The organism is Chroococcidiopsis sp. CCALA 051 (genome assembly GCF_003015105.1).
GTDB lineage: Bacteria > Cyanobacteriota > Cyanobacteriia > Cyanobacteriales > Chroococcidiopsidaceae > Chroococcidiopsis > Chroococcidiopsis thermalis.
Genome location: NZ_PYCI01000032.1, coordinates 20,965 through 39,166, shown reverse-complemented (window position 1 = coordinate 39,166; position 18,202 = coordinate 20,965). Strand labels below are relative to the sequence as shown.

The window sequence follows — 18,202 nt, the reverse complement described above, 5'->3', positions numbered from 1 at the left end:
CACTAAATATAAACACATGAAACAGGCACTACAACGCATTCACGCAACTTTAGACCAACTAGAGACGCTTAAGCAGTCTACTACTGAACCGTCTACTGTTACCGATCGCCCGATCTCATTTCAGATTTTGCCAGTAGCGCCAAAAGTCGATTTACCTTCACCGTCAGCAATCGAGAGCGAACGTCCCCAATCGCCTCAGTTACCCGAACTATCTTCTGCTAGTAGTGTCAATCCATCTTTAGCAACCAAAACTCCAGTAGAAAAACCACGATCTGCACCAGTTGCCACTCTAGAACAGATAGCACAGAAAATTCAAGCGCTTTACTACGAAGGTCCAATTGTCAATGGTTGGATCGATGCCGATCCGATTGCTTCAGAATCGGACGACGAGATCGAAGAAATTGTGTTTGAACGTCCAGATTTATCCAGCGATCGCTCGTTATCTCCAACTAGCTATCGCGTGTGCGGTCTCGATGCCTCCGGTGAGCAATGGTCTTATCCTTGTCCTATGGATCAATTGTTGGAGCTGAGTGTAGCGATCGCGCGCTATCGTAAAATCCAAGAACTTTTAGCCCAAAAACGACAACTGGAAGCTCAAATCAAACCAAGTGCGATCGCAGAAGACAACGATAAGTTTTGAAAGGTTAATTCATCAGTTTGTGCTGAGGTGATTTATGAATATCCCGCAGATCGAGCTACCAACAGATACCTGGGTGAAAGCTAGTTGGGATGAGTACATTCAGATAATTGAAAATCCGCAATTAGAGAAAGCCAAGGGTTACTATTTCAACGAGAGGATGAGAATTGAAATGCCACCAGTGGGAAACGATCGTGCCAGCGACCATTCAATAGTTAATCATGTCGTTCACCTCTGGGCGGGAATAAAAGGCATAGATTTAAATGGTAAAGATAACTGTACCTACCGCAAGACAGGTATTCGGGAAGCACAACCCGATGGGTCTTACTATATTAGTGGCAATGCTGAAGCAATTCCTTGGGGAACGACAATTATTAATCTCGATCTCTATCCACCACCGACTTTAGCAATCGAGGTGGCTAATACTTTGCTATCAGATGATAAAGGTGAAAAGCGTCTGCTTTACGAACAGTTAGGAGTCGCAGAATATTGGATTGTCGATGTAAAAAATATTGAAATTTTTGCCTTTTCTGTAGCAAATGGTGGTAACCGAAGAATTACACAATCCCAAGTTTTACTAGGTTTAGAAATTGCTTTGTTAGAAGAAGCTTTGCGGCGAACTCGCCAAGTGAATCATGGTAGAGTTAGCGCGTGGTTGCTATCTCAGTTTCAACAATAGTTAGATTTGCAACTTAGATTTGCAGTGCCGCTTCTCTTTACAAATGAGTGCTGGCAAATGTAGAAATAGTTGCATCTTCTGATAAACTATGCTTCATGCTGTTCTTTTATGGTAGAAATTGCCAAATTAGAATAGTCAAATCACCTTGGTTGCTAGATTATTGTCCGGCGATCGCATTTAACATAAAATATTAAGTTTTGTGATGTTAAAAACTGTTTTGAGCGTCTGTTCCCGCAGATTCAAGGAGAGGTGGGAATGGATGTAAGCTTGATTGCGTCTAACGTTCTTAGTCCGCCAGTGCTGTTCTTTTTTCTGGGGATGTTAGCTGTTTTTGTCAAATCGGATTTAGAGATTCCTCAACCATTACCTAAACTTTTTTCGCTTTATCTCCTATTTGCCATTGGGTTTAAGGGAGGCAACGAACTTGTCAAAAGCGGAGCCAGTCAAGAAGTCATACTCACCCTTTTGGCAGCGGTAATGATGGCTTGTATCGTGCCGATTTATACATTTTTTATTCTCAAAATCAAGCTCGACTTGTATAACGCAGCTGCGATCGCGGCTACCTATGGTTCTATCAGTGCTGTCACTTTCATTACTGCTGGTTCTTTTCTCACCGAACTAGGGATTGATTTTAGCGGTTACATGGTAGCGGCTTTAGCTTTGATGGAATCCCCAGCAATTATTGTCGGACTGCTTTTAGTAAAAATATTTGCGATCGACAAGCAAGATGACGATTTTTCTTGGTCAGAAGTTTTGCAAGAAGCTTTCTTGAATAGTTCGGTCTTTCTTTTAGTTGGTAGCCTAATAATAGGTGCAGTGTCAGGAGAGAAAGGCTGGAAGGTAGAAGAACCATTTACTCAAGGCATATTTTACGGAGTCTTGACCTTCTTTTTGCTAGATATGGGATTAGTTGCTGCGGGAAGAATCAAAGATCTAGGTAAAACTGGTACGTTTTTGATTTCTTTCTCTATATTGATACCAATAGTTAATGCAGCAATCGGCATACTTTTAGCAAAAGCGATCGGGATGCCGCAGGGAAATGCCCTTTTATTTTCGGTATTGTGTGCAAGTGCCTCTTATATAGCGGTTCCAGCTGCTATGAGGATGACGCTACCAGAAGCCAATCCCAGCCTTTATGTGACTGCCGCTCTAGCACTGACATTTCCCTTCAATATCATTGTGGGAATTCCTTTGTATTTGTACGGCATCAATCTGCTTTGGGGGTAAAATTATGCACGCAGTCAAGAGAATAGAAGTCCTTGCGGATTCGGTAGAACTGACAAAAATTTTAGCAGGCTTGGATAAAGCAGGTATCATCGCACACACTGTGATCCGCAACGTGGTTGGTAGAAGTCCTGGTGCAGACGCAACGCAATTAGATAATGTCTATATCATTGCTTTTTGTATGCCAGAGCAAGTGAAGCCAGTCATAGAAAATATTCGACCAGTTTTGAATAAATTCGGTGGCGCTTGTTATATCTCCGATGCGATGGAGATTCGTTCGGTTAGATGTATTGCCTCGCTTTAGAGACGTTACATGTAACGTCTGTACAAACGTTATCAGTTATTAGTGACTAGTGGCTGGTGGCTAGCGTGCCGCTGTCTAGTTACTTGCTTTGTTAGGAAGGATTATGAGTCGTCAGAATAAATTTATCGATCGCCGTCAGTTTTTAAAGATAGCGGGTGTTGGTTTTAGCGTTGCTGCAAGTAGCCTACTTGGTTACGCGCGATCGGCGCAAGCCGCAGTTATAGAGGATATCGAACCCGATAGTCCTAATACAGCATTGCAAAGATTGCTAGCGGGAAATCAGCGTTTCGTGCAGCAAAAGCTGAGACATCCGCATCAGTCGCAGACACGCTTGCATGAAGTGGCTACCGCACAGCATCCATTTGCCACTCTCTTGAGTTGCGCCGATTCTCGCGTTCCGGCAGAAATCCTATTCGATTTGGGAATTGGAGATTTATTTGACGTGCGGATTGCTGGAAATATCGTGACTGCTGAAGCACTCGGTAGCATAGAGTATGCCGCAGCAATGTTAGGAACTCCCCTAATTATGGTACTAGGTCATGAACGATGTGGTGCAGTTACGGCAGCAGTACAAGGCAAGCCACTTCCAGGTCAAATTAGTAGTTTTGCTAAAGCGATCGAACCCGCGATAACTACGTTAAGCTCCGCTAACGCGCAACTTAATCATAAATCAAATGATAAATCGGAAAAAGATTTAATTGAAAATGCAGTTGTGGCAAACGTGCAATATCAAGTGAAAAAATTAGAGCGATCGGATCTTTTAATGCAACTAGTAGGAGAAGGTAAATTGAAAATTGTTGGCGGACGATACGATTTAGACACGGGAGAAGTTGCGATCGTGACTTGAGATTTAAAAATTTCAACTTGCAAAAGTCAGGCGATCGCTACGATGAAAATGCTTGTAACCCTTTCTCTGGCTGTATCGCTCAGCATGATATACGGAAACTTTCCGTATAATCAATAGTTATGTTTCAGATCGGAGAGAGACTAAAAATGATTATCCGAGAAGCAAAAGAAAGTGACTTTGATGAAATCTGGCTAATCTTTCATGAAATTGCTTCTGTAGGTGAAACATATGCTTATCCGAGAGACATAACACGAGAAGAAGCCATGAGAGTTTGGCTAAAATTGCCTCGAAAGACTTATGTGGTGGAAGAAGACACAAAAATATGTGGAACTTACTACATAAAGTCAAATCAGTTAGGCGGTGGTAGCCATGTATGCAACTGTGGCTATATGGTTTCTTCAATCATCCTGAGAAAGGCTATGTTGACGCTTTGGTGATGTACAAATGGCTCGAAACATAAAAACCCGGTTGGAACGGACTATCGAGAGATTTTGGTGATGATACAGAAGTTACTTGCAGCTGCTCAACCAGAGCGTTATTTGTATTTAAAGATTTAATACAAGACTAGATCTCCTCTTGCTATGCAGTAGAGAATACCAACTCATTAAAGCAAAGGTTGTTCACGGCAACTTAATGCATAGCCGTCGCGATCGCGCCTTCTCTTCACAAAACAGCGCGATCTCCTCTCAGCATAAAAGTGTGAATTTCTATCATACTGTGAATTGTGACTCACACTAAATACCATCAAATGCACTGACGCAACAAATATTTTTTAGGGCGATCGCCATGCCAACATCTGCTATCAACTTATACTTAGAACCAGGTCAAAAAGCTACTTTGCAACCCGTGACTTGGTAAGGATTTGAGGGAATTTTGGCTGAGTTGGGAGAACGACGTTCGGCGCGAATTGCCTATGGTAATGGAATTCTGGAAATTATGGCTCCACTAGCAGAACACAAAAGAGCCAAAGTTGTATTGGCAGATTTAGTCAAAATTATTCTTAAAGCGCAGTGAACAAGGAAAGCTAAAAATTAATCTATTGCAAGCGGGTAAGTATGTAGAATCTGAGATTAGTCTCACGAGCGATGAAACAGGGAGTTTTATTTTCCCTATCAGAATTACTTTGAGGAGTGGCTGTAACGACAATTTGTAACTACAATTAATCATTGTAGCTGTCGTTCAGTTATGGAATATGAATCGGATGAAATAAAACGTCTTGCTAATCTTCGTAAACACGGCATCGATTTTGTCGATGTTCTAGCCGTATTTGACGGCGATATCTTAACAGTTGAGGACGATCGTTACAGTTATGGAGAGCAGCGTTTTGTCACATTCGGTTTGTTGCAAGGGCGAGTGATTGCCGTTGTCCATACAGAACGTGAGGATTGCACTCGTATTATTTCTGCAAGAAAAGCGACGAAATATGAACAACGAACCTACTTCAAACAACTCTCAGACTGATTGGCAACGACTGGATGCAATGAGTGATGAGGATATTGATTTGTCAGACTGTCCAGAGATTACACCAGAAATGTTTGCTAAGGCAGTAGTGCGACGAGGTTTACCTGCTACAAAAGCCAAGGCTCAAGTTACACTCCGCATTGACAGCGATGTATTGGAGTGGTTTAAGTCTCAAGGGCGAGGCTATCAGACACAGATCAATCAATTGCTACGAGCGTATATGGAGGCACATCAATAACAGGCAGGTTGAGATTGCTGATTGGAACATCGCACCCCTCCAGTCTAAAACAGCGCGATCGCTTTGCAAACCGCATAAGCACATCGCGTCACCCCTCTAATCTCTTCGATCTACTGCTATCTGTTGCATTTGAGATAGGCGTTGTTGGTATTTTTGGGCGATCGCTGTAGCAAATTCACTCATTTCTCTGGTTTTTTGTTCTGCTATTTTAGCAAGTTCAGCAATTTCAGCTAGTTCTGCTAATTGTTCTTCAGATAAAGATTCTTGTGTCATCCTCAGAAATAAAATAAATTGCGATCGCACCCCTCCAGTCTAAAACAGCGCGATCGCCCTCCACCTTCTACTTATTCACATCCAACAACCGCGAAGTCATAAACCGATCCATCCAATTTTCTAGGTAAGTGATATTTGCCTGCTGTTCTGACGGATCTTCCGTATTTGCCGGATAAGGCATTAGTCCTAAAATTGCGGCTGTGGTGACGCAGAACATTGACTTTTGGAAAGTCATACAAATTTGTACCCGCAAGTCATCTTCACCGCGCTTGGTACGACGATAAACTTCATGCAGATATTCGGGTAAATAGTGCCGCATATCCTGCATTAACAGCGTCGGAGGAATGCCAGCACCACCAATTGGTAACGGATCTGCATATAACGCACCGTAGGCAAATCGCGCTTGATCTGGGGAAATTTGATGTGCTTGAGCGTTGTAAGATACTGTACCTTGGAACGGCGTCCCTCGGAAAAAAACCGCCTCTACGTAAGGTACGGCTGTATCCATAAGGAAAGTTAACCCGGCACTTTTGGGAATAATTTCGTACTCTTTACCCTTAATTTTTACCGTGTAAGTAATTGGTGTATTGGCATCAGCGACCAAACCATTCAAGATATGCTCGACGACTTGAGGAATAGTTTTGATTTCACCGCGATCGTAGCGATCGCTCAGCTTCAAAAACATATCGCTCATGATGTGCCAAAATTGACCCAAGCCGCTGTAATAAGCTTGCTGGCGCACCAATTCTGGTAGAAAGTCGGGAAAAAGCTGGTTCAATCCCAAAACTAAAGGATTATTTTTAAACTTTGCCTGAATCGCTGCTGCTGCTCGTTCTTTAAATTCCAACGTATCTAAATAAGCATCCAAACCGCCGCCACCATGCCAAAACATAGCTTTCATGCAATACTCGGCATATTCAAAATTGATGCGATCGTGCCACCAATGACGGAGTAATTTCCTAATAGAAAATTCACCGTTAAAATACTTGAAGAAGGGGAAAAAGACTAAAAACTGATTTTCTGATATATATGTTAAATTCCGCCAGTAGGCATCTAAAACCACACCGTAGCTTTTGAGAATTCCTACAACTTCTAAAACATTTTCAGGAGTATCTGCAAGTAGAGCTTCTCCTGTTTGCAACCTTTGAATGTATTCTGCTAAAGGATGGCTGGTAGGCTTGTTAGTGATGCTGACCATATCAGTTATCAGTTATCAGTTATGAAATGCAACGTCTGTACAAAGAGCTTGGTAAGTGTTTTTTTGATAAAACAAGACTTTGTTTTTTATTGTTTCACACATTGGTTAGCAAAATCTGCCCCTACAGGTATGAATCTCAATAGTAGGGACAGATTTTATTCAAACCAATTTACAATTGCGGATTCTTGACTGCGAGATGAGCGATCGCCTCTACATTATCTACCATAGCTGTAGTTGTCCGTTCGCTCCACCTTGCCATCCAACTCGGTTGAATTCCCAACACGACAATCAGTATTGCTAACGCGATCGCGGGGATGCGATCTGACCAGTAAACTTTAGGTAAATTCTCAACCTGGGGTGATAGCCGTCCGAAAAAGGCACGGTTTACCAAGAGTAAGAAATACACCGCAGTCAAACCAGTCCCCACCATACTGAGGAGAGTTTGGGTAGGGAAGACGGGAAAACTGCCGCGAAAAACGAGAAACTCTGCCACAAACCCCACCATACCAGGAATTCCAGCACTTGCCATTACGCCTAAAATCATCAAGCTGCCAATGACAGGTAAACCTCGTTCGGGGTTGAGTAGTCCTCTTAACACCTGAGTATCGCGACTACCCGCTTTTTCGTAAACTACACCCACCAGCAGAAATAACAGTGCTGAAATTAAACCGTGACTGAGCATTTGCAACACTGTTGCCAAAATACTCAAAGGTGTCGCCGCCGCTGCTGCCAGTAACACGTATCCCATGTGACCGATAGAGCTATAGGCTACCATCTTTTTCATATCTGTTTGGGCGATCGCGCAGGAAGCCCCATACAACACGCTGACGACTGCCCAAGTTGCTAGCCAAGGGGCAAAAGTCGCCCACGCCTCTGGTAATAAGTCCATACCAAAGCGCAACAGACCATAAGTTCCCAACTTCAACAACACTCCTGCCAGCAGCACGGAAACGGGTGTAGAAGCCTCGACGTGAGCATCTGGTAGCCAAGTATGGAAAGGAACCAAAGGAATTTTAATCCCGAAGCCGACAACAATTGCCCCTAGTAAAATCAATTGTGCTGTCAACGGTAAACCCAGCGCCGCCGTACGTAAAGGTTCGTAAGCAAAAGAACCCGTACCACTTAATAAAACCAGACCCAAAAAGGCAGCTAAAATCAGAATGCCCGAAATTGCCGTATAAATGAGAAACTTCGTCGCTGCATAGCCGCGCCTTGCGCCACCCCAAATCGCAATTAACAAATATAGGGGAATTAGTTCCAGTTCGTAGAACAGAAAGAATAGCAAGAGATCCTGAGATAGGAAAGCTCCAGCAACACCCGTATTAAGTAGCAGAATGAGAGAATAGTAGAATCGCGATCGCGCCACTTGGTTATTGGTGCTGTAAAGTGCAACGCAAGTGAGTAAGCCATTCAACACCAATAATGGGAAAGATAATCCATCCACGCCTAAGCGATAGCTCAAACCCAAAGCATCTATCCAAGGTAGTGCCTCTTGAAACTGAAAAGCACCATCTGCCGGATCGAATCGAAACCCGAGAACAATACTCCAAATAAATGTAGCAGCAGTAACTGCTAGAGCAATATAGCGAGATCGGGTCTCACCTGGAGGCAAAACCCAGATTAGCACCGCACCTAAGACTGGTAAGCAAATGAAAGCACTGAGCATTGGAATTGGGTAATGGGTAATGGGTAATGGGTAATGGGTAATGGGTAATGAGTAAGAGTTGATAGTTAACGGTTAATAGTTGATAGCAAGACGCGATTGACAATACACAATTGCCAACCACCAATTACCAATTACCGATTACCATCTATTGAAAAATGTATCCTAAAGACCAGCTGATAATTAAGCCGAGCAGACCGACTCCGAGGAGAATGGTTAGCATATAGGCTTGCGATTGACCGGAGATAGTGTACTTCAAGCTTTGACCGCTAAAGATGGTGACAATGCCAACTAGATTTACTAAGCCATCTAAGATGTAGCGATCGATCCAGGCGGAAATTTTGGAGATCGAATTCACTGCCAAAACAACGGTGACTTTGTAAACTTCATCTACATAGAAATCGTAGCCCAACAAGTCTTGCAAAAATCGCCACTGCAATTGCACGGGTCGCGACCAAGCTTTATGCAGGTATATTGTCGAGCCGATTGCCAGCCCTAATCCACTTGATGCCATTAAGAGAGTGACTGCTTGCCAGTTGATGTTTTCCCAACTCGGTAACAATCCCCACTGCTGTAACATCAACGGAACTAGCAGAGTTAATATTGTCAGCGACACCATAGGTAAAGCCATATGCCACATGACCTCTGGAGCGCGACGAGTTTTTGGCTGCGGGTCGCCCCAGAAGACGAGTCGGAAGACGCGAGTGAGATTGAGTGTCGTTAAACCATTAACGACGAGCAATACGCCGACAACCCAAGGGCTAACTATCCAAAAGCCGTTTGCCCATTGCACCATTGCCCAGAAGCTACCCAAAGGGATGAGCGTCACCAGTCCGGCTGCACCGACGACAAAAGCCGTTGTCGTCGCAGGCATCCGCGACCACAAACCTCCCATTTCCGTTAAATCTTGGGTGTGCGTGGTGGCAATAATTGAGCCTGCACTCATAAATAGTAATGCCTTGGCGATCGCGTGGGTAAATAGCAACATCAGCGCTACGCCACCCTGTTGCAAGCCTACCGATAAAAAGACCAGTCCCATGTACGCGCTAGTGGAATGGGACAGCGCCCGCTTAATATCAATTTGGGCGATCGAAACTAACGATGCTCCTACTGCCGTTACCGTGCCGAGAATGACCAAAGCTTGAGATGCCACAGGTGACAGCGCTAATATGGGCTGCAATTTATACAAAACATACGCACCACCCGACACTACCATCGAGTTTCGCAGCACGGAAGCGGGGTTAGGACCTTCCATTGCTTCGTCTAACCACAAATGCAAAGGAAATTGAGCGCACTTCCCTGCTGGGGCGGCAATTAAAGCTATGCCTAGTAGTGTTGATGTTAAAGGCGATAGTTGAGCTGTCTGCGCCCACTCGTATAAATCGGAGAAGTTGAGGCTGCCTGCAAAGGAGGCAAGGGTAACAACACCCATTAGCAGTAGTATGTCCCCTACTCTTTTGGTTAAGAAGGCATCCCTTGCTGCCGTCACTACCAATGGCTGAGCATACCAAAAGCCTACCAGTAAGTAGGTAGAAAGCGTCAGCATTTCCAATAGAGCGTAGCTGAGGATCAATGAATCGCTCAAGGCTAAGCCCGATAGCGCTGCCTCAAAAAATCCGAACAAAGCAAAAAACCGCGCTATGGCATAATCTTTCTCCATGTACCCCAAGGCATAAACTTGTGCTAGCAGACTCAAACCAGTAATTAAAACTGCTGCACCAAGGGTGACTGGCGACACGTCCAACGCAAAAGATAAATCTAAGTCGGCAGCTTTGAACCAGGTAAAGAGAAAGCTCTGTGGCTCTTGATTCCACATATCCCTCAAGAGGATAACGCTGTGGATAAAAGCTACCACCGTCATTAATAAGTTTAGATAAGCGGCAGGTCTTGGTCCAGTGCGACGCACTATCCCCATTGCCCAAGGTAAGGTGAGGACTGCACCAATCAAGCCGTAGAAGGGAACCCACCAACTATTTATGAATAAAAACTGCGTCATTTGCAATTTTCCTACTTATTTGCAACTAAAAAAAATTTTATTTGGGAGCAATTCTAGTTTTCTCAGTAGAGACGTTTGAAGTTTTTTAATTTCTGTTTGTCAATCTCGTTCGGACTATTTTTGTTCTCTGAATGTTTTTGTTATTAATAGTTTTTCCTTACAAAATGCAGCCGGGTAAGTATTTTCTCAAATGATTTGCACTCTTGCCAAATTTCACTCTTTGTATTACTCGTGCAAAACTGATTTAGCTTGAGTGTAGGCAATTATAGCACCCAAGCAGGCGAGATTTCGTCGGTCAGTGGCGATCGGTCAGTAAAAACTCCTAAACCCATCAGACGCGACCTTCGGCAATCGCTCTAGAGGCTGAAGTTGCCGAGTTATAAGTTTGCTTTATCTAAATGTAATTAAAAAATTATAAAACAAAAGTAGAATAGCGATAAACAGGGGCGGTTTAGATGTCAGATCGAGCGGAAAATACACCGTTAAGTTTTTTTAAACATTCTCATTCAAAATTATCATAATGATTTATATTGTCAGGGGAGCAAAGCTTCCCTATGCTTATTTCAGGAAGACTTTTTTCTAATTAAGAATGGGTATTCTCGTCAAAAATTTACTGTCAAACTAAATCCACTAGGTTTACTTACGCGCCATCAAGGAGAAGAGTAAAAATGCCGATCGCGATTGGAATGATTGAGACTAAGGGCTTTCCCGCAGTTGTTGAAGCAGCAGATGCGATGGTAAAAGCTGCCCGTGTCACTCTAGTGGGTTACGAGAAAATTGGTAGCGCTCGCGTCACGGTGATCGTGCGGGGCGATGTTTCAGAAGTACAAGCTTCGGTTTCCGCTGGCATTGAAGCAGCTAAACGAGTCAATGGTGGTGAAGTTCTCTCCACCCACATCATTGCCCGTCCCCACGAAAACCTCGAATACGTACTGCCAATTCGCTATACCGAGGCTGTAGAACAGTTCCGCACTTAGCCGCGATAAATCCTCAGCTTTCAGTTTTTCAGTTTGATAACCTTACGCTACTTTCAGTTACGGAGTAAAACAAAATGGCAATCGCAGTAGGAATGATTGAAACGTTGGGCTTCCCCGCAGTTGTGGAAGCAGCAGACGCGATGGTAAAAGCAGCTCGCGTCACTCTGGTGGGCTATGAAAAGATCGGTAGCGGTCGAGTCACGGTGATCGTACGAGGCGATGTTTCGGAAGTGCAAGCTTCGGTATCCGCTGGTATAGATTCCGTCAAGCGCGTGAATGGCGGACAGGTCTTGTCTACCCACATCATCGCTCGTCCTCACGAAAACCTAGAATACGTGCTGCCGATTCGTTATACAGAAGCTGTAGAACAGTTCCGCGAGAGCGTCAGCGGTATCCGTCCTTACAACAGACCGTAACCCTGAATGCAAATCGCTCAAGTTCGGGGTACGGTTGTCAGTACCCACAAAGAACCAAGTTTGCGAGGAGCCAAGCTACTGTTGTTGCAATTTATCGATGCTGACGGTCGCCTGCTACCTAAATATGAGGTAGCAGCCGATTGGATAGGTGCTGGTGTAGATGAGTGGGTTTTAGTTAGTCGCGGCAGTGCTGCCCGTCAGATCGACGGCAATCAATCGCGTCCCCTAGATGCATTGGTAGTAGGAATTATCGATACTGTCAGCGTAGACAATCGCAACCTGTACAGCAAAAGAGAGCAAGACCGATCGAGCTTTCCTTAGGCGATCGCGGCAAAGTCAATTCATAGCAACAGGATATTTCAGAGGATTTTAACGTATGGTAGCCCGCAGCTATGCTGCCCCGCCTACCCCCTGGTCGAAAAATTTGGCAGAGCCACAGATTGACGAAACTGCATACGTACATTCCTTTTCCAACGTGATTGGGAACGTCCATATCAGTTCTAACGTCCTAATCGCGCCAGGAACTTCAATTCGCGCCGATGAAGGCACTCCTTTTCATATCGGTGCAGGCACGAACGTGCAGGATGGGGTAGTGATTCACGGACTGGAACAAGGTCGCGTGATCGGGGACGATGGCAAACAATATTCGGTATGGGTCGGGAAAAATACTTCCATTACTCATATGGCGTTGATTCACGGACCGGCATACGTAGGAGACGATTGCTTCATCGGCTTTCGTTCCACCGTATTCAACGCCAGAATTGGTAATGGTTGCATTGTCATGATGCACGTTCTGATCCAAGATGTAGAAATCCCGGCTGGGAAGTACGTACCTTCGGGAGCGACGATTACCAACCAACAGCAAGCCGATCGCTTACCCGACGTGCAACAAGTAGATCGAGAGTTTGCGCGTCACGTCATTGGGGTCAATAACGCGCTGCGATCGGGTTATCTTTGTGCTGACGATAAGGCTTGCATCACCCCCATTCGCGTCGAGTTGTCACAACCTCAAGCGGATGGGGATAAAGGCGTTAATGGGAGTGCTAGTGGAATCATGGGTAGAAGATTGAATACAGAAGCAGTGGAGCAAGTGCGACACCTATTGTCGCAAGGATACAAAATCGGGACAGAACACGTAGACCAGCGCCGTTTCCGCACTGGGACGTGGAAGAGTTGCACGCCACTCGAACCTCGCTCGGAGTCAGAGGCGATCGCAGCTTTAGAATCTTGTTTGGCAGAACATGAAGGCGAATACGTCCGGTTGTTTGGGATTGACCCCAGACGCAGGCAACGAGTATTAGAAACAATTATTCAAAGACCTAACGGACAAGCCTTAATCCAAAGTAACGGCGCGGCGAGAGTTACCGTACCACCAGCTAGTAGCAGCTACCGCAGTAGTGCGGCTAGCAGTGGCAGCTATGGCGGAGGCTCGACAGGCAGCTCCAAACTCGATTCCGAGACCGTAGAGCAAATTCGTGGTTTGCTGGCACAAGGCTATCAAGTTGGGACAGAACACGTAGACCAACGCCGCTTCCGTACCGGTTCTTGGGCTAGCTGCGGCACAATTAACTCTAACCAGGTATCTCAGGTTATTTCAGCCGTGGAAGCCAGCCTCGCTGAGTTTTCAGGGGAGTACGTGCGCTTGATCGGCGTTGACCCCAGACGGAGACAGCGGGTACTAGAAACCATTATTCAGCGTCCCGACGGACCAGTGATTTCTCAGTCAGCAGGTCATTCAGCAGGTCATTCTAACTACGCCTCTGCTCCTTCATATGGTAATGGCAGTAGTTCCAATTCGGGTAGGGTAACGAGTTCTAAGCTGGGGGGCGATATTGTAGACCAAGTACGCCACCTATTGGCAGCTGGGCATACAATTGGCTCGGAACACGTAGACCAACGCCGTTTCCGCACTGGTTCTTGGCAGAGTTGTAGTCCGATTACTACCAGAAATGAGTCAGAGGTAGTGAACGCGCTGGAAACTTGTCTGGCGAACCACCCTGGTGAATACGTCCGGTTGGTCGGGATTGACTCTAAACAAAAACGACGGGTGCTGGAAACGATTATCCAACGTCCATAAGATGAGGGAGTAGGGAGTAGGGAGTAGGGAAAAAGAAGGGGGGCTAGGGGCTAAGGAAGGGCAAGAGGACAAGAGGACAAGGGGAAATAACAACATAACTCATTCCCTCACTATCTCCATCACCTTGTCTTCCTCCTCTTCTCCGACTCCCGACTACGCGGTTCCGATGGCGAGGAAACCTCGCCCTCCACCCGCTTCCCGATTCCCGACTCCCGTTCAAAGGATTTAATCTAGATGTCTTTATCGCCACTACACCCAATTGGTAACTTTAATTCGCATATCAGTGGCGAGGTGATAATCGATCGCACGGCAGCGATCGCTCCTGGGGTAGTTTTCCATGCCGACCCAAACAGTAAAATTATTATTGCAGCGGGAGTATGTATTGGCATGGGAGTCGTGCTGCACGCCCATGACGGAAATGTAGAGATCGAGACGGGAGTTAATCTCGGAGCTGGGGTTTTAGTGGTAGGTAAAGCTACAATCGGAGCAAATGCTTGCGTCGGTGCGGCAACGACAGTTTTTAATTGTTCTGTCGCTCCCAAACAAGTGATTCCTCCAGGTTCTTTGCTAGGAGATACCAGCCGTCACTTAACGGTAGATTCTACTGTTGAGGTTGAAGCAGCACCGACACCGCCAACTGATGCAACTCAGCCATCGCCACCAACATCGGCAACACTTGGAGCAACACCTGAGTCTAACGGTCAGATGGCTGGATCGGCATCACAAAGTCAACTAGAACCAACTCAACCGAGTGGCGATCGCATTGTTTATGGTAAAGCTTCCATCACGCGGTTGATGGCAACGTTGTTTCCCCATAGTCAATCATTGAACCAACCACCACCAGATACTCCTCCATCTCAAGGAACCTAAGTCAAGGCAATTTTAGATTTGGAATTTGGATGGGATTAACTTTATCTGTAAATAGGATGAAGCCGGAAAATGCCCAGACTGACGATTTTAGAATTATTCTGACTTGCGTTGTCGCGGTACGCACCGACAAATCCTCATTTAAAATCTAAAATCTAGAATCTAAAATCGGTTAGATCTACCATGCAGACACAGAATCAAGGGTTCGCCACTTCTGGGCAAGAACATCGGGTACAAAACTTTCAGGAAATGGCTTTAGGCTTGGTATCTACCCGCAGCTTTCCCGCGATTGTTGGGACGGCAGACATGATGCTCAAGACTGCTGAAGTCACCCTAGTAGGATACGAGAAGATTGGCGGCGGGCACTGTACGGCAATCGTGCGCGGTCGTACTGCCGATGTTCGCCTCGCCGTGAGGGAAGGTGCGGCAACGGCTGAAAGCTTTGGCGAATTGGTTTCCTCATTAGTCATACCTCGTCCCTTGCCGAATCTAGAAGCTGTATTACCAATTGGTCTGCGCTTGCAACAATTGACAGCCGGAGGTTACAGCCGCCTCAGCCATCAAGCTGTCGGACTGCTAGAAACACGGGGATTTCCTGCAATGGTAGGTGCAGCCGATGCCATGCTCAAAGCTGCCGACGTGCAACTTGCTTCCTACGAACGCATTGGGGCTGGGTTGTGTACCGTCATCATTCGCGGTAGCGTATCTAATGTTGCCGTCGCTGTAGAAGCAGGAATGTACGAGGCAGAACGGATTGGCGAACTCAACGCCGTGATGGTGATTCCTAGACCCTTGGACGATTTAGAACAGACCTTACCACTGGCAAGCTGCTGGATCGAGCAACAGCAACCTTTACAACTACCACTCGCCATCAAGGAGAAGGAAAAGGAAAAAGAACTCGTACAATTACCAGATTTAGCTAATTTGCCCGTGCCACTTAAAGAAGAAGAAATCATCCCTCGCGATCTGTAATTGCTGCTATTAGACAGCTCGTCATAAGAACTAAGGAAAAGCATCGCACGCGCTGATGAAATGTCGGTGAAATTCTGCGGCTGGTGGGCTAGACCATTCACAGGAGAAGAGTAAATCAATTCCCTACACCCCATAGCGACGTGCAACGCTGCTTGGAAGTCATCTTACGCTCTTTCAGTTGTAAAGAATGGTAACTCATATTCACTATAAATAAAAGCCATTGTTTTTAATAGGTATTATAGGTACATATCTATAATTCAATCTGCTAGGAGAATAGCAGTGAAGCAAGCAACGCTTCACCAATTAAAGGTGTTTGAAGCTGCGGCGCGCAATGGTAGCTTTACCCGTGCCGCAGAAGAGTTATTTTTAACCCAACCGACTGTTTCCATGCAGGTGAAGCAGCTAACCAAGGCGGTGGGTCTACCTCTATTCGAGCAAGTGGGTAAGCGCCTCTACCTCACGGAGGCAGGACGAGAACTATTTGCTACCTGTCGGGAAATTTTTGAGAAACTCGCTCAATTTGAGATGACGGTAGCAGATTTGAAAGGTTTGAAGCAGGGGAGATTGCGACTTGCAGTCATTACCACTGCCAAATATTTCGTACCGCGCCTGTTGGGACCATTTTGCCAGCTTTACCCAGGGATTGATATCGCCTTACAGGTAACGAATCATTCAGGGATTGTCGATCGCCTGAAGGAGAATCTGGACGACTTGTATATCATGAGTCAGCTACCAGAACATCTCGATATCGGTTTCCAGCCATTTTTAGAAAACCCCTTAGTCGTGCTTGCGCCAGCCAATCATCCGCTGGCAGGGGAAAAAAATATTTCCTTGCAACAACTAAGCGAAGAACCGTTTATCCTGCGCGAACCAGGATCGGGAACGCGCACGGCGGTACAGAAGCTCTTTGACGAGCAGGGGATTAAGCTGAAAGTTAAGCTCGAATTAGGCAGTAACGAGGCAATCAAGCAGGCGATCGCAGGGGGTTTGGGTCTTTCCGTCCTCTCGCGCCACACCATCATCCCAGAATCGGCTAATCCAGAATTAACCGTGCTGGATGTGGAATATTTCCCCATCGAACGCAACTGGTATATGGTCTATCCTGCTGGCAAGCAAATGTCTGTCGTCGCCCGTACTTATTTTGAGTATTTGTTAAATGCTGCCCAGCAAATTGTAGAACAAACAAAAGGAACGCTGTAGAGACGCTGGCGATCGCATCTCTCATTTCCTTTTTATTGGTATTGGTGTCCATCACGCCGATCTCAAAGCAGTTTTTGATTGCAGATCGGTAGGGCGCACAGCTGTGCGCCCCTACTACAAATATTGCGCCCCTACAAACGTATCGCATTTCAATGGGAACGCTATATCCGCCCTCTGAAATGGGCTGAATAGATTTGGTGTCTGCAAAGAAACTGTAATAATCGATTAAAGAAAGTATTTAAAAATAAAAACGATTTAATCGAATGGCAATCTACTTTTACAAGGTATGCGAACCTTACGGGTGTTTTTCTAACTTTTCACCCCACTCGATCGACATCCAGGGTACTTACTGGTCAACAGTAGAGCATTATTATCAAGCACAAAAATTTGTCGGTAGTGCTAATGAAGCCATTATTCCTATCATTCATGCTGCGGCAACACCAGAGCAAGCTGCCGCACTAGGACGCGATCGCACTCTTCAAGTTCGTTCCGATTGGGAACAAGTCAAAACCCAGGTCATGCACGTCGCCGTGCGCCAGAAGTTTCTTACCTATCCCGATATTCAATCGATTTTGATTGCAACTGGAGACGAATTACTGGTAGAAAACTCGCCGACTGATTACTATTGGGGCTGCGGTTGCGATCGCACGGGTCAGAACTATCTGGGGAAGATCTTGATGAGCGTGCGTCAGGAAATTCGAGAAATAGCCAAAATCAGTTATCAGTGAACAGTTATCAGTTATCAGAGAGTAGGGGACAGGTGAGCTTTGTGTGCAGGTGGGCAGGTGGGCTTCAGGTGCAACTACCAACTACCCATTACCCATTACCCATTACCCATTACTCAATTAACTTTTACCGAAAAGGTAAAGATTATTTTCTAACATATTACCTTTAAAATTCATAGTGATAATTTAGTACTTGAAGCAAAAGAGCTTCAATTGGCAGATTGAAAAGCTAACTTCTATTGAGTTAAGAGGTAAACAAGAACTGCTGATTTCTCTTCTGTCCGATCGAATAAAAATAACACCCAACTCACAGGTTGATATTTCCTCAAATACGCGCAAATAGGGGGCAATATATCCGAGCTTGCTATACTAGTATTAATTTACTAGTATTAGTAAGGTAGAGTTCAGAATATCCCTACCTAAGCTTGAAAGACAGAGGAAATTCCTC

At 45.4% G+C, this 18,202-nt stretch carries 21 protein-coding genes; 17 read left to right on the top strand and 4 right to left on the bottom strand.

Annotated features, from left to right (window positions below; genetic code table 11):
* The first annotated feature begins 16 nt into the window (after window positions 1-16).
* The 9 genes from C7Y66_RS10265 to C7Y66_RS10225 all read left to right on the top strand — a co-directional run bounded on the left by C7Y66_RS10265 (window position 17) and on the right by C7Y66_RS10225 (window position 5,390).
* The gene (locus tag C7Y66_RS10265; RefSeq protein ID WP_106545501.1) at window positions 17-640 is read left to right on the top strand and encodes a hypothetical protein; all 624 of its coding nucleotides are present in this window, start codon (window positions 17-19) and stop codon (window positions 638-640) included.
* A 34-nt stretch (window positions 641-674) separates the two neighbouring features.
* The gene (locus C7Y66_RS10260) at window positions 675-1,316 is read left to right on the top strand and encodes a Uma2 family endonuclease (RefSeq protein WP_106545500.1); all 642 of its coding nucleotides are present in this window, start codon (window positions 675-677) and stop codon (window positions 1,314-1,316) included.
* 255 nt (window positions 1,317-1,571) lie between these two features.
* Complete coding sequence (locus C7Y66_RS10255; RefSeq protein WP_106545499.1) at window positions 1,572-2,543, top strand: sodium-dependent bicarbonate transport family permease; 972 nt, start codon at window positions 1,572-1,574, stop codon at window positions 2,541-2,543.
* A gap of 4 nt (window positions 2,544-2,547) precedes the next feature.
* Entirely contained in the window at window positions 2,548-2,844 is a 297-nt protein-coding gene (locus C7Y66_RS10250; protein ID WP_015157004.1) for a nitrogen regulatory protein P-II family, read from the top strand.
* A 103-nt stretch (window positions 2,845-2,947) separates the two neighbouring features.
* Window positions 2,948-3,691, top strand: a complete 744-nt coding sequence (locus C7Y66_RS10245; RefSeq protein ID WP_106545498.1) for a carbonic anhydrase — start codon at window positions 2,948-2,950, stop codon at window positions 3,689-3,691.
* A 146-nt stretch (window positions 3,692-3,837) separates the two neighbouring features.
* Window positions 3,838-4,128 (top strand): GNAT family N-acetyltransferase, encoded by a 291-nt coding sequence (locus tag C7Y66_RS10240; RefSeq protein WP_199197352.1) that lies wholly within the window; start codon window positions 3,838-3,840, stop codon window positions 4,126-4,128.
* 436 nt (window positions 4,129-4,564) lie between these two features.
* Window positions 4,565-4,705, top strand: a complete 141-nt coding sequence (locus tag C7Y66_RS31745; RefSeq protein WP_199197351.1) for a hypothetical protein — start codon at window positions 4,565-4,567, stop codon at window positions 4,703-4,705.
* Window positions 4,706-4,876: 171 nt separating this feature from the next.
* Window positions 4,877-5,152 carry a BrnT family toxin gene (locus C7Y66_RS10230; RefSeq protein WP_106545497.1) on the top strand — a complete coding sequence of 92 codons (276 nt, stop codon included), beginning with the start codon at window positions 4,877-4,879 and terminating at the stop codon, window positions 5,150-5,152.
* Complete coding sequence (locus C7Y66_RS10225) at window positions 5,115-5,390, top strand: BrnA antitoxin family protein (RefSeq protein ID WP_106545496.1); 276 nt, start codon at window positions 5,115-5,117, stop codon at window positions 5,388-5,390. The genes C7Y66_RS10230 and C7Y66_RS10225 overlap by 38 nt, the downstream gene beginning before the upstream one ends.
* 96 nt (window positions 5,391-5,486) lie before the next feature.
* On the opposite strand, the gene C7Y66_RS31740 is transcribed toward C7Y66_RS10225, so the two are convergent.
* The 4 genes from C7Y66_RS31740 to C7Y66_RS10210 form a co-directional block, all read right to left on the bottom strand.
* Window positions 5,487-5,663 (bottom strand): hypothetical protein, encoded by a 177-nt coding sequence (locus tag C7Y66_RS31740; protein WP_199197350.1) that lies wholly within the window; start codon window positions 5,661-5,663, stop codon window positions 5,487-5,489.
* Window positions 5,664-5,730: 67 nt separating this feature from the next.
* Window positions 5,731-6,861: a CO2 hydration protein gene (locus C7Y66_RS10220; RefSeq protein WP_106545495.1), complete on the bottom strand. Its 1,131-nt coding sequence runs from the start codon at window positions 6,859-6,861 to the stop codon at window positions 5,731-5,733.
* Between the two features lie 169 nt (window positions 6,862-7,030).
* Window positions 7,031-8,527: an NADH-quinone oxidoreductase subunit M gene (locus tag C7Y66_RS10215; protein WP_106545494.1), complete on the bottom strand. Its 1,497-nt coding sequence runs from the start codon at window positions 8,525-8,527 to the stop codon at window positions 7,031-7,033.
* A gap of 145 nt (window positions 8,528-8,672) precedes the next feature.
* Window positions 8,673-10,520, bottom strand: a complete 1,848-nt coding sequence (locus C7Y66_RS10210; protein WP_106545493.1) for an NAD(P)H-quinone oxidoreductase subunit F — start codon at window positions 10,518-10,520, stop codon at window positions 8,673-8,675.
* 668 nt (window positions 10,521-11,188) lie between these two features.
* On the opposite strand from C7Y66_RS10210, the gene C7Y66_RS10205 reads away from it, so the two are divergent.
* The 8 genes from C7Y66_RS10205 to C7Y66_RS10170 all read left to right on the top strand — a co-directional run bounded on the left by C7Y66_RS10205 (window position 11,189) and on the right by C7Y66_RS10170 (window position 17,757).
* Window positions 11,189-11,497, top strand: coding sequence for a carbon dioxide-concentrating mechanism protein CcmK (locus tag C7Y66_RS10205; protein WP_106545492.1), 309 nt, complete (start codon window positions 11,189-11,191; stop codon window positions 11,495-11,497).
* A 74-nt stretch (window positions 11,498-11,571) separates the two neighbouring features.
* Window positions 11,572-11,913, top strand: coding sequence for a carbon dioxide-concentrating mechanism protein CcmK (locus tag C7Y66_RS10200; RefSeq protein WP_015153091.1), 342 nt, complete (start codon window positions 11,572-11,574; stop codon window positions 11,911-11,913).
* 6 nt (window positions 11,914-11,919) lie between these two features.
* Window positions 11,920-12,234: a EutN/CcmL family microcompartment protein gene (locus tag C7Y66_RS10195; RefSeq protein WP_015153090.1), complete on the top strand. Its 315-nt coding sequence runs from the start codon at window positions 11,920-11,922 to the stop codon at window positions 12,232-12,234.
* Window positions 12,235-12,289: 55 nt separating this feature from the next.
* Window positions 12,290-13,990, top strand: coding sequence for a ribulose bisphosphate carboxylase small subunit (locus C7Y66_RS10190; RefSeq protein ID WP_106545491.1), 1,701 nt, complete (start codon window positions 12,290-12,292; stop codon window positions 13,988-13,990).
* 234 nt (window positions 13,991-14,224) lie between these two features.
* Entirely contained in the window at window positions 14,225-14,860 is a 636-nt protein-coding gene (locus C7Y66_RS10185) for a transferase (RefSeq protein ID WP_106545490.1), read from the top strand.
* A 180-nt stretch (window positions 14,861-15,040) separates the two neighbouring features.
* Window positions 15,041-15,829 (top strand): carbon dioxide-concentrating mechanism protein, encoded by a 789-nt coding sequence (locus C7Y66_RS33360; protein ID WP_106545489.1) that lies wholly within the window; start codon window positions 15,041-15,043, stop codon window positions 15,827-15,829.
* 279 nt (window positions 15,830-16,108) lie between these two features.
* Complete coding sequence (locus tag C7Y66_RS10175) at window positions 16,109-17,029, top strand: LysR family transcriptional regulator (protein WP_015153086.1); 921 nt, start codon at window positions 16,109-16,111, stop codon at window positions 17,027-17,029.
* A gap of 263 nt (window positions 17,030-17,292) precedes the next feature.
* Window positions 17,293-17,757: an NADAR family protein gene (locus tag C7Y66_RS10170; RefSeq protein ID WP_106545488.1), complete on the top strand. Its 465-nt coding sequence runs from the start codon at window positions 17,293-17,295 to the stop codon at window positions 17,755-17,757.
* Window positions 17,758-18,202: the final 445 nt, after the last annotated feature.